Origin of the sequence: Stenotrophomonas sp. GD03794 (assembly GCF_029842145.1) — a bacterium.
In the GTDB taxonomy this organism is placed as follows: Bacteria; Pseudomonadota; Gammaproteobacteria; order Xanthomonadales; family Xanthomonadaceae; genus Stenotrophomonas; species Stenotrophomonas riyadhensis.
The window spans coordinates 19,136-29,806 of record NZ_JAOCFV010000052.1 but is presented as its reverse complement, the minus strand read 5'-3'; the positions used below and the strand labels follow the sequence as shown (position 1 = coordinate 29,806).

The window sequence follows — 10,671 nt, the reverse complement described above, 5'->3', positions numbered from 1 at the left end:
CACGGCGGTGACAGCGTCAGCAGCCGCGCATGCACCGGGCAGTCCTCGGCATGCGCACCGGGCAGGTAGCCCAGGCTCATCAGGAACTCGCCGGTGATCTCGCCGCCGGTGAAGCGGAAGGTCTTCTTGAACAGCTTCACCCAGTCGGCCTTGCCGCGCGGGTGGTGCGCGTCCAGCCACGCCGCGAAGCTGCCATGGTTGGCCCGCAGCTGCTGGATCACCTGCGCGTTGTGGATTGCCGCCAGCACCTTCAGCCGGTTGCGGATGATGCCTGCGTCCGACAGCAGGCGTTCGATGTCCTGCTCGGCATACGCCGCCACGCGGTCCACATCGAAGCCGTCATAGGCCGCGCGGAAGCCCTCGCGCTTCTTCAGGATCGTTTCCCAGCTCAGCCCGGCCTGGTTGATTTCCAGCACCAGCCGCTCGAACAGCTCGCGCTCGTCACGCTGCGGGAAGCCGTACTCGTTGGCGTGGTAGTAGTCGTGCACCGGATGGCCCGGGGCGATGAGGCAGTAACCGCTCATGGAGAAGACTCGTTGGATTCGGGTTCGGGATCGATGGCCACCGCGGGGCGTCCGCCGATGGACAGCATCGGCCAACGCGGTGGCACAAGAGTGAGTTCGCCATCACGCAGGGCCTGGTTGATCGCCTCGGCCTGGCCGCTGACGGTGCCGAACAGCGAACCGGCCCGGCGCCACTGGGTATCCCTGCCACGTGCGTACAGCACGCAGTCCGGGCCACGGTGGGTGTACAGCTCGCACAGCAGCACTTCGCCGGTGCCATCGCCGTCCAGGTCGCGATGCACGATCAGGCAGTCGCGCTCGCTCTGGGCGCAGGATTCGCCATTGATCGCGCGGGTGGCCAGTGCCTGCCACCAATCGTCCGGCGGCGAGCTGGATCCCTTGGCCAGCTTCAGCGCGCGCTGCAGGGCGACGATGTCCTGCGGCCCCTTGTCGAGGCGCTGTCCGTCGTCCCAGCGCGTGGTACGTGCCAGCGCGGCAGCGATCACCTGTGGCGCGTTGGCATCGGCGGTGATGGCCGGATCACGCTGCAGCCCGCGCAGCGCCTGCACGCCACGGCGCCCAAGATCGAAGCGCAGCACGTTGACGTCGCTGCTGGTGATCGCCGGCGGGTCCGCGCGCAGCCGCTCCAGCTGGCTGGACAGGGTCAGCCGCACCGGGTCCAGCAGCGGCGAGTTGCCCAGCAAGGCCAGTGCCAGCACCGCCCAGCACATCCATCGGTTGACCGGCTCCAGCATCTGCAACCAGCGGCTCTGCCGGCGCAGCACCGCCAGCGCGTAGCCCACGGCATAGCCAGCCACGGCCAGCGCGATCAGCACCGCCCAGAACCGGTCCATGGTCCAGCCGTACTGCACCACGCGCAGGCCCAGTGCGTACAGCGCCAGTGCGGCGTAGACCGGCAGTGCCAGCAGGCTGGCTTCAACCAGCCGGCGCAGCAGCAGGGGGTAGGGAGCGCTGTCTTCCCCCTGCTGGTAGACCGCATTGGTGAACGTCACCAGCAGCAGCGACAGCACCAGCAGCAGGCTGGCGGCCGAGCGGGTCTTCCACAGCGGTTCCAGCCCGGTCAGCGGCAGGCTCAGCACGAACAGCACGGCGATGAACGACAGCAGCGGCAGCAGTCCGCGGCAGATCGCGAACAGCACCTGGCGGGTGATCTGGATCGCGCGGTGCTGGGTGCGCCCGATCAGCACGCCGAACCCGGCCAGGCTGCCGGTGGCCAGTGCGATGAACGCGTCCTGCCGGAACAGGTCACGGAAGACGGTCACGTCGAGCAGCTGGAACAGCGCCGCCCACAGCCACAACAGCAGCCAGGTCAGCCCGGTGAACAGCGCCGCCAGGGCCAGGGTCAGGCCGTTCTGCCAGGCGCGCTCGAACAGCTCCGGATAGCTGGCGCGCCAATGCCCGTGCTGCAACTGGAACTGCCACCAGGGCAGGGCCACGAACACTGCCACCGCCATGCCCACGGTCAGCGGGAACTGCAGCGCGCCCGATTCCAGTGCGGTCTCGCCGTTGAGGTTCCAGCCGATCCAGGCGGCCAGCGCCAGCACCACCACCGAGCCGAGCACTGCCTGCAGCCACAGGCGGCGCTGGCCCAGCTCGACCAGGCTCAATGCCACCGCGCTGGGAATGGCCAGCACCCAGGCGTACCAGCAGTAGCGCCAGCCGATATCGCGGAACGGCCACGCATCGGACAGTTCCTGCGCGGCATACAGCATCAGACCCTGCAGCAGGGCGATCAGGACGATGGCGCTGCGTGCCGGCAGGGTCAGGGGCGATGAAGACTGCATCGATGACCTTCCATGGCAAAGCACCATCCTAGCCCATCGCGGTTCGGCGCCATCGCGCGACCATCCCGCCCCCAGCAGGTAGAATGGGGCCATGCCTGTAACGCCGACCTCCCTTGCCGATCACCTGCTCGTCGCGCTGCCGTCGCTGCTCGACGCGACCTTTGCCCGCAGCGTCGCGCTGATCTGCCAGCACGACGAGAACGGCGCGATGGGCGTGCTGGTCAACCAGCCTTCCGAGTACACGCTGGGTGAAGTGCTTGCGCAGATGGACATCACCACCGGTGATGGCGACCTGCAGGCGCGCATGGTGCTCAATGGCGGCCCGGTGCATCCCGAACGCGGCTTCGTCATCCATGACGACGCGCGCGCGTGGGATTCCAGCCTGACCGTGGGCGAGGGCCTGTACCTCACCACCTCGCGCGACATCCTCGAAGCGATGGCGCGCGGCGAAGGCCCGGCCAATGCCGTGGTCACCCTCGGCTGTGCCGGTTGGGGTGCAGGGCAGCTGGAAAGCGAGCTGTCCGAGAACAGCTGGCTGACCGTGCCGGCCGATGCCGAGCTGGTGTTCCAGCTGCCGCTGGAGCAGCGCTGGCAGGGTGCGGCCTCGCGCATCGGCGTGGACTTGTTCCGTCTGACCGATTACAGCGGCCATGTCTGAGCCGACCGCGCCCGCACCGGTGTCTGCTGCCCCGGCGATCCGCCGTGACGGCACCGTTCTGGGGTTCGACGTCGGCTCGCGCCGCATCGGCGTGGCCATCGGCAGTGCCTTCGCTGCGCATGCGCGCGCGGTGGCGGTGGTCGACGTGCACGGCAATGGCCCGGACTGGACCGCGATCGAACGCCTGCTCAAGGAATGGAAACCCGACGGCCTGGTGGTCGGCGACCCGCTGACCCTGGATGGCCAGGACCAGCCCAACCGCAAGCGTGCGCAGGGCTTCGCCCGCCAGCTGCGGGAACGCTTCAAGCTGCCGGTGGTGATGATCGACGAGCGTTCCAGCTCGGTCGAAGCCGCACGCCGCTTCGCCGTCGAGCGCGCCGAAGGGCGCAAGCGCCGCCGTGATGCGGCCGCTCTCGACGCCGTCGCCGCCGCGGTGATCATCGACCGCTGGCTGTCGTCCCCCGACGACGCCACCCCCATTCCCTGACTGCACGACTCCCGCCATGACTGCCCAGCAAATCGATGCCTCCGGACGCCTGCGCCACCTGTTGACCCTCGAGGGCCTGCCGCGCGAAACCCTGCTGCAGTTGCTCGACCGGGCAGGGCAGATCCGCGATGCCGCGGTCGGTCGTGTCGGCAACAAGCGCCACGTGCTGGCCGGTTCGGCGGTGTGCACGCTGTTCTTCGAACCGTCCACGCGCACCCGCAGCTCGTTCCAGCTGGCTGCGCAGCGCCTGGGCGCCGATGTGCTGAACTTCGATGCCTCGACCTCGTCCACGCGCAAGGGCGAAACCGCCTGTGACACGCTGCGCAACCTGGAAGCGATGGGCGTACGCGGCTTCGTGGTGCGCCACCCCGATGATGGCGCCGTGGCAGCGCTGGCCGAAGCGGCCGGCGAGGGCACCGCGCTGATCAATGCCGGTGACGGCCGCAGCTCGCACCCGACCCAGGGCCTGCTGGACATGCTGACCCTGCGCCAGGCCAAGGGCCCGGATTTCTCGAAGCTGAAGGTGGTGATCGTCGGCGACGTAAAGCACTCGCGCGTGGCCCGCACCGACCTGCATGCGCTGCGCACGCTGGGCGTGGGCGAGATCCGCGTGTGTGGCCCGCAGTCGCTGCTGCCCGACGACGAGACCCTGAAGGGCTGCGTGGTCGGCGATGATTTCGACGCGATGCTGGAAGGCGTCGACGCGCTGATGATGCTGCGCCTGCAGCGCGAGCGCATGGAAGAAGGCCTGGTGCCGTCGCTGGAGCAGTACCACGCGCAGTACGGCCTGACCAACGAACGCCTGGCGCGCGCGGGCAAGGATGCCGCGGTGCTGCACCCGGGCCCGATCAACCGCGGCGTGGAAGTGACCGACGAGGTGGCCGACGGCCCGCAGTCGTGGGTGCTGCGCCAGGTCGCCAACGGCGTCGCCGTGCGCATGGCCGTGCTGGAAACCCTGCTGGGCTGACCCCCGCTCTGGTAGGTGTCAACCTTGGTTGACACTGCTGGTGTGGTGGGTGCCAACCTTGGTTGGCACTGGCCTACCCGGGCCAAGGTGATTTCCCGATGTTCAGGGAACATGCGCCCGCCCATGCTCTTCTGCATGAACAGCACCCGACTCCTGCTAGGCCGTCATTCCAGTATCGGCCAGAGCTACATCCTCACGACGAACGTGCATGGCCGGGCGGCTCTGTTCGCCAATGAAGCCGTTGCGGCTACCGCCATGCAGGAGTTCCAGCGTCTGGATCTGGAAGGTCTGACCCATTCGATCGCCTACGTGGTCATGCCGGATCACGTCCACTGGTTGATGCAGCTGCGCGCGGCATCGCTCGACGTTGTCATGAAGCGCTTCAAGTCGCGTACGGCGGTGTACGCAAACAGGGTACTGGGCAGGGTAGGGCGCTTCTGGCAGTCCTGCTATCACGATCACGCGATCCGCTCTGATGAATCGCTGTTCCGGCACGCAATGTATGTGATGGCGAATCCGATCAGGGCGGGGCTGGCAACGCAGCTTGGCGAATACCCGCATGCGTGGTGTGAGTGGGAACTCGAAGGTTCCTGTGCCAAGGCGGAGTTCATGGGGGCGGACAGATAGTGCCAACCAAGGTTGGCACCCACCGAAAGCAGGTTCCAACCTTAGTTGGTACCTACCCAAACCAGGCTCCAACCCAGGTTGGCAACTACCAGAAGCTGCGGTTCAGCGCTTCTGCGCGAACAGCCACGCCCACATCGCCGGGTCGGCGTAGGTGGCGTCCCAGGCATTGTGATTGCCTTCCGGGTACTCGGTGTAGCGCACGTCGCGTGCGTGGGTGCCCTGGAATGCGCTGTGCAGCCTGCGGTCGTCATCCGGCGGAACCACGTCATCCTGCGCGCCGTGGAAGATCCAGATGGGGGTGTGCTGCAGTCGCCTGGCGATCGCGGCATAGGGATCGGATTCCTGGGCCACCTGTTCAACGAACAGGGTCGGCCGCTTCGCGCGCGGTGCGAACACGGCACCGCATACCGGCACGATCGCGGCAAAGCGGTGCGGGTCATCCAGCGCAATGTTCCAGCTGCCGTAGCCGCCCATCGACATGCCGGTCAGGTACTGGCGCGCCGGATCGGCGCCGAATTCGGCGATGGTCGCGTCCAGCGCAGCCACGGCCATGCGGTTGTTGCGGCCGCTCCATTCCGAGTGCTTCGCTGCCTGCGGGAAGACGACCAGGGCCGGGAAGTCGGCGTGCTCGCGCAGATACGGCCCCAGTCCCGAATACGTCTGCTTGACGCCGTCCCGGCCGCGTTCGCCCGAGCCGTGCAGGAACAGGATCACCGGGATGCCCGTGCTGTTGCCGGAGTGTGCGGGGCCTCCCGTCCGCACTCCGGCCGGAATGAAGACCTGATAGTAGGCGGTCTCTCCGTCCACCTTCACAGCGCGGCCTTCGAAGTGGCCGCGCGCGCTGTGGGGTGTGCTGGCGCAACCGGCCAACATCATCAGCGACAGCAGTGGCAGCCAGCGGGGAAGCGATCGCAGCATGACGGAGCCCCAGTACATGGAATCCCTTTCATGCTATCCCCGCTCGTGCGCCAATGCCTTCTGCAGCGCAATAGGCCCCATCGGCAATCGTTTGCGCAGTGGGCACACGCGGAGCAGAATGCGGAGAGCTATCGGAGTGGCGCAGCCGCACATCATGGAACGAGGCAAAGGGATTATGGTCTGCGCGGCGCTGCTGGTGCTGGTCGCGGGATTGACATGGAAGGGGCTGCAGGCAGGCACGCATTCCGTGCCGGAAGCTTCCGACAGCCAGAGTGAGCCTGGCAGAGCGCCACCTTCGCAGTCTCCGCACCCGGCGGCGCGGCTGAACCGGGCCGATGCAGACTATCAGACCGCAGTCTGGTTGCTTCCGCGGGCGCAGGAACTGGCCAGTCGTTCCGACGCAGGTGATGCCGAGGCGAGCTATGAGCTCAGCCTCATCTATGGGGAATGCGTCTCGTTCTTCGATTCAACCCAGGACGAACCCACGGGCATGCCGCCCGATCGCAGGCCGGCGCTGTATCGCAGTGGTGCCTGGCTGTCCCAGCGCTGCGATGGCATCGATCGACAGGACGCGGGTGAAGCGTCGTTCCGCTACCGTCGACGGGCCGCCGAGCAGGGGCACTTTGCCGCGCAGATCATCGAGCGCTACTTTGGCGGCATGCTGCAGGGCGCATCGAGGCCTTCCACGGATGAACAGGTGTCGATCATCGAGAAGGCGCTTGCCCGCAACGATGGCCAGGCCTATCTCGCCTTGTCGGAAGGCCTGTCCTACGACCCGGGTGGCGTGCATGAGGCGCTGGCGCCCTATCCGGCCGGTACCGATGTGGATGCTGCTGCGTGGATGCTTGCTGCCTGCGATGCCGGTGTGCCGTGTGGCGCGGATTCGGTGCTGCTGCACGAGTTGTGTGGCACTGCAAGCCTGTGCGGCGAGGATTCGGTCGAGGCCGCACTCGGATTGAAACTGTCTCCGGAGGAGCTCGTCGTGGCGCGGCAGCAGGCCGATGCGCTGGCCATCCGGTCACGTGACCTGCGCGGGCGCCGCTGAGCGCAGGCCGTCAGTCCGCGCGCGGGAAACTGGCGATGATGTCCAACTGCTCCTTCGCCTCCGCATTGCCTTCGGCCGCCGCCGCCTGCACCTGCGCCATGTCCGGGTGCAGCACCACCAGCAGTGGATTCTCACAGACCGGGCAGTCGTACTCGGTGGCGTCCTCGTCCAGCTCCATCACCATGGCGCGCGAGCTGCCCTTCCATTCGCAGGCCGGGCAGGTGTGCTGCTGGTCGCGCCAGCCGGGCTGGAAATAGTTCTCGATCGTTGTTGCCATGGGATGTTCCGGGAAGGGAAGGGGGCCGGAGCCCTGCGTCGCAGGGCTCCGCGCCCGCAGGGATCAGTGCAGCAGCACCAGCGTGGCCAGGCCGAGGAAGGTGAAGAAGCCCATCGAGTCGGTCACGGCCGTCAGGAAGATGCCACTGGCCAACGCCGGATCGAAGCCGAAGCGTTTCAGGGTGAGTGGCACCAGCACGCCGGCCAGCGCCGCGAACAGCAGGTTGCAGGTCAGTGCAATGGCGATCACTGCCGACAGCCCTGGCGAGTGGAACCAGGCCAGCACGATCAGGCCCAGGATCGAGCCGAGCAGCAGGCCGTTCAGCGCGGCGACCCGCACCTCCTTCCACAGCAGCGTGCGCGCGTTGGAGGCACCGACCTGGCCCAGCGCCAGGCCGCGCACCATCAGCGCCAGCACCTGGGTGCCGGCATTGCCGCCGAGGCCGGCCACGATCGGCATCAGCACTGCCAGCGCGACCAGCTTGTCGATCGTGCCCTCGAAGTGGCCGACCACGCTGGAAGCCAGGAAAGCCGTGCACAGGTTGACCGACAGCCACATCAGGCGGCGGCGCATCGCGCGCCAGACTGGACTGAACAGGTCCTCGTCCTCGTCCAGACCGGCGGCGCCCAGCGCCTGGTGCTCGGCCTGGCCGCGGATGATGTCGACCACGTCATCGATGGTGATGCGGCCAACGAGAATGTTGTTCTCGTCCACCACCGGCGCGGAGATCCAGTCATGGTCGGAGAACTGCCGCGCGACCTCCTGGTCGCTCTCGCCGACGTCGATGGCCGGCTGCTCGTCGTCGATCAGGCGGTTGATCGGCGTGGTGTCCTCATGGGTCACCAGTGCTGCCAGCGACACACGGCCGAGGTACTGATGGCGCCGGCTGACCACGAACAGGTGATCGGTGTGGTCGGGAAGCTCGCCGCGCAGGCGCAGGTAGCGCAGCACCACGTCGACGTTGACGTCGGCGCGGACCGTCACTACGTCCGGATTCATCAGGCGGCCGGCGCTGTCCTCGGGGTAGGACAGCACCTGTTCCAGCCGCTCGCGGTTCTCGCGGTCCATCGACTTGAGGACTTCGTCGATGACCGTGTCTGGCAGGTCTTCGACCAGGTCGGCCAGATCGTCGATGTCCAGGTCTTCGACCGCGGCGATGATCTCGTCCGGGTCCATGTCTGCGAGCAGGCTTTCGCGCACGTCTTCGCCGACGTGGACCAGGACCTCGCCATCGTCTTCCGGATCGACCAGGCCCCACACCACCTCGCGCTTGCCGGGCGGCAACGACTCGAGCAGGTTGCCGATCTCGGCCGGGGCCAGGGTGTTGACCAGGCGACGCACCGGGCCCAGCCGTCCGCTGTCCAGTGCATCGGACAGCATCCGCAGTTGGCGCGCAGTCTTGTCGTGGCGTACAGCTTCAGCCATCGCAGCTCCCGCGGGATAAGAAAAGCCGCGATCCCGGCAAGGATGCGGCAACAGGGGTGTTCAGCGCGTCATTATCGCAAGGGGATGTTTCAGCGCATACCCCGACGGGAGGCTGGGGTCAGATCCCTTTTCCACAGGAAAAGGGATCTGACCCCGCGCGTGCATGCCCGGCGAATCAGCAGGGTGCTCAGGGCGTATCCGCCACCAGCGCCAGCCAGCGTTCGATGGCGCGGCGGTCGCGCGCGGACAGCAGCTTCGGCGCACGGGCGCGCAGTGTCCCCAGGTCGGCTTCGCGGATCGCACGGCGTACCTCCAGCAGCGTGCCCGGGTGCAGGCTGAATTCGGTCAGGCCCAGCGCCAGCAGCAGTGGGGTCATCCGCGCATCGCCTGCCATCTCGCCGCAGACCGCCACCGGAATGCGATGCCGCGCGCCGGTCTCGATCACCATCTGCAGCAGCCGCAGCACGGCCGGATGCAGCGGTGAATACAGCTCGCCCAGTGCCTCGTTGTTGCGGTCGGCGGCGAGCAGGTACTGCACCAGGTCGTTGGTGCCGATCGACAGGAAGTCGACCAGGTCGATGAAGCTCTCCAGTGCCAGCGCCGCGGCCGGCACCTCGATCATCGCACCCAACGGCACATGGTCGGACACCATGTGGCCTTCGCCGCGCAGCTGTTCGGTCAGCTTGAGCATGCGTCGGCGCACCGCCAGCAGCTCCTCGCGGGTGCTGACCATCGGCACCAGCACGCGTAGCTTGCCGTAGGCCGAGGCACGCAGGATCGCGCGCAGCTGGGTATCGGCCACCTTCGGCCGTGCCAGCGACAGGCGTACCCCGCGCAGTCCCAGGGCCGGGTTCTCTTCATTGCTCAGGGTCAGGCCGGTGCGGTCGGCCTTGTCCGCACCCAGGTCGAGCGTGCGGATGGTGACCGGTCGCCCGCTCATGCCCAACGCGGCATCGCGGTAGGTCTGGAACTGTTCTTCTTCGTCCGGCAGCTCGTTGCGCTGCAGGAACAGGAACTCGGTGCGGTACAGGCCCAGCCCCTGCGCACCCAGCGCGTGCGCCTGGGTCACATCCTCCAGCGATTCGGCATTGGCCAGCAGGGCGATGTCGACCTGGTCGCGGGTACGGCTGGGCTTGCTGCGCAGGCGGCCGAGCTCGCGCTGCTCGCGCGCATGTTCTTTCAGCCGGGCGCGGTAGTCCCGCAGATTGTCGGCCTGCGGGTTGGCGGTGATGCTGCCGTCGGCGCCGTCGATGATCAGCACATCGCCATCGGCGATGCGGCTGAGCAGCTGCGGCACGTTGACGATCAGTGGCAGGTGCAGGCTGCGTGCCAGGATCGCGCTGTGCGACAGCGCGCTGCCGGCGGCAGTGACGATGCCGACCACGCCCTGGGCCTGCAGTTGCGCCAGCTCGGACGGGGCGATGTTGTCGCAGACCAGGATCTCGCCGGCCAGGCCCTTCACCGCCGGTGGCCGTTCGGGCTGCAGGAAGGCGTGGATGCGGCCGATCACGTGGTCGAGATCGTCCATGCGGCTCTTCAGGTAGGCATCGTCCATGCCATCGAAGACCTTGGCCAGGCGGTCGCGCTGCAGGCGCAAGGCATAGCCGGCGCTGTACGGGCCGCTGCGGATCAGCTCATCCAGCCCGAACAGCAGCTCGGGGTCATCCAGCAGCAGGGCATGCAGGTCGAGGAACTCGCCTGCCTCCTGGTTCAATGCACCCTGCAGGCGCTGCCGCAGTTCGTGCATTTCCACGCGTGCGGCGTCCACCGCCCGGTGCAGGCGGGCCAGTTCGGCCTCGACCTGGCTGGTTGCGACACGTTGTTCAGCGACTTCCAGTGCATGCGGCAGGCGTACGCGGGCCCGGCCCATCGCAGTGCCACGGGCCGCACCATGACCGGCCAGCAGCTGTACCGGCCGCTGGCCGGAACCGAGCTGCCCGGCGCGTGCGCGTGGCACGC

11 protein-coding genes are annotated in these 10,671 nt (G+C 67.6%); 5 read left to right on the top strand and 6 right to left on the bottom strand.

Going from position 1 to position 10,671, the window contains the following annotated elements:
* On the bottom strand, positions 1-524 hold a 524-nt coding region (locus N5D91_RS20135; RefSeq protein ID WP_279922731.1), incomplete at its 3' end, for a DNA-3-methyladenine glycosylase I.
* Positions 521-2,308, bottom strand: coding sequence for a DUF4153 domain-containing protein (locus N5D91_RS20130; protein WP_180854089.1), 1,788 nt, complete (start codon positions 2,306-2,308; stop codon positions 521-523). The genes N5D91_RS20130 and N5D91_RS20135, both read right to left, overlap by 4 nt.
* A 91-nt stretch (positions 2,309-2,399) precedes the next feature.
* Here N5D91_RS20130 and N5D91_RS20125 point away from each other — a divergent pair, with 91 nt between their 5' ends.
* The 4 genes from N5D91_RS20125 to N5D91_RS20110 all read left to right on the top strand — a co-directional run bounded on the left by N5D91_RS20125 (position 2,400) and on the right by N5D91_RS20110 (position 5,047).
* Positions 2,400-2,966: a YqgE/AlgH family protein gene (locus tag N5D91_RS20125; protein WP_014036231.1), complete on the top strand. Its 567-nt coding sequence runs from the start codon at positions 2,400-2,402 to the stop codon at positions 2,964-2,966.
* Positions 2,967-2,985: 19 nt separating this feature from the next.
* On the top strand, positions 2,986-3,453 hold the full coding sequence (ruvX, locus tag N5D91_RS20120; RefSeq protein WP_180846525.1) for a Holliday junction resolvase RuvX: 468 nt from the start codon (positions 2,986-2,988) through the stop codon (positions 3,451-3,453).
* A 16-nt stretch (positions 3,454-3,469) separates the two neighbouring features.
* Positions 3,470-4,420 carry an aspartate carbamoyltransferase catalytic subunit gene (locus N5D91_RS20115; protein ID WP_014036233.1) on the top strand — a complete coding sequence of 317 codons (951 nt, stop codon included), beginning with the start codon at positions 3,470-3,472 and terminating at the stop codon, positions 4,418-4,420.
* A gap of 135 nt (positions 4,421-4,555) precedes the next feature.
* A complete protein-coding gene (locus N5D91_RS20110) occupies positions 4,556-5,047 on the top strand; it encodes a transposase (protein WP_110714270.1) in 492 nt (163 codons plus the stop codon).
* Between the two features lie 102 nt (positions 5,048-5,149).
* Here N5D91_RS20110 and N5D91_RS20105 read toward each other — a convergent pair whose 3' ends face one another.
* Positions 5,150-5,965 carry a prolyl oligopeptidase family serine peptidase gene (locus N5D91_RS20105; protein WP_110714271.1) on the bottom strand — a complete coding sequence of 272 codons (816 nt, stop codon included), beginning with the start codon at positions 5,963-5,965 and terminating at the stop codon, positions 5,150-5,152.
* Positions 5,966-6,119: 154 nt separating this feature from the next.
* Between N5D91_RS20105 and N5D91_RS20100 the strand changes: the two genes are divergently transcribed.
* Positions 6,120-7,010: a hypothetical protein gene (locus N5D91_RS20100; protein WP_180854090.1), complete on the top strand. Its 891-nt coding sequence runs from the start codon at positions 6,120-6,122 to the stop codon at positions 7,008-7,010.
* 10 nt (positions 7,011-7,020) lie between these two features.
* Here N5D91_RS20100 and N5D91_RS20095 read toward each other — a convergent pair whose 3' ends face one another.
* From N5D91_RS20095 to ptsP, 3 genes are all read right to left on the bottom strand, one after another.
* Positions 7,021-7,287, bottom strand: a complete 267-nt coding sequence (locus N5D91_RS20095; RefSeq protein WP_110711404.1) for a hypothetical protein — start codon at positions 7,285-7,287, stop codon at positions 7,021-7,023.
* A 63-nt stretch (positions 7,288-7,350) separates the two neighbouring features.
* A complete protein-coding gene (gene mgtE, locus N5D91_RS20090; RefSeq protein ID WP_110711405.1) occupies positions 7,351-8,712 on the bottom strand; it encodes a magnesium transporter in 1,362 nt (453 codons plus the stop codon).
* A gap of 187 nt (positions 8,713-8,899) precedes the next feature.
* The gene (ptsP, locus tag N5D91_RS20085; protein WP_164162768.1) at positions 8,900-10,669 is read right to left on the bottom strand and encodes a phosphoenolpyruvate--protein phosphotransferase; all 1,770 of its coding nucleotides are present in this window, start codon (positions 10,667-10,669) and stop codon (positions 8,900-8,902) included.
* Positions 10,670-10,671 lie beyond the last annotated feature (2 nt).

What these genes read in the sequence shown, in the direction of transcription:
- N5D91_RS20125 (WP_014036231.1), top strand. Translation starts at nt 2,400, where the DNA reads ATGCCTGTAACGCCGACCTCCCTTGCCGATCACCTGCTCGTCGCGCTG.
- N5D91_RS20130 (WP_180854089.1), bottom strand. Translation starts at nt 2,308, where the DNA reads ATGCAGTCTTCATCGCCCCTGACCCTGCCGGCACGCAGCGCCATCGTC.
- N5D91_RS20115 (WP_014036233.1), top strand. Translation starts at nt 3,470, where the DNA reads ATGACTGCCCAGCAAATCGATGCCTCCGGACGCCTGCGCCACCTGTTG.
- N5D91_RS20110 (WP_110714270.1), top strand. Translation starts at nt 4,556, where the DNA reads ATGAACAGCACCCGACTCCTGCTAGGCCGTCATTCCAGTATCGGCCAG.
- N5D91_RS20095 (WP_110711404.1), bottom strand. Translation starts at nt 7,287, where the DNA reads ATGGCAACAACGATCGAGAACTATTTCCAGCCCGGCTGGCGCGACCAG.
- N5D91_RS20100 (WP_180854090.1), top strand. Translation starts at nt 6,120, where the DNA reads ATGGAACGAGGCAAAGGGATTATGGTCTGCGCGGCGCTGCTGGTGCTG.
- N5D91_RS20105 (WP_110714271.1), bottom strand. Translation starts at nt 5,965, where the DNA reads ATGCTGCGATCGCTTCCCCGCTGGCTGCCACTGCTGTCGCTGATGATG.
- mgtE (WP_110711405.1), bottom strand. Translation starts at nt 8,712, where the DNA reads ATGGCTGAAGCTGTACGCCACGACAAGACTGCGCGCCAACTGCGGATG.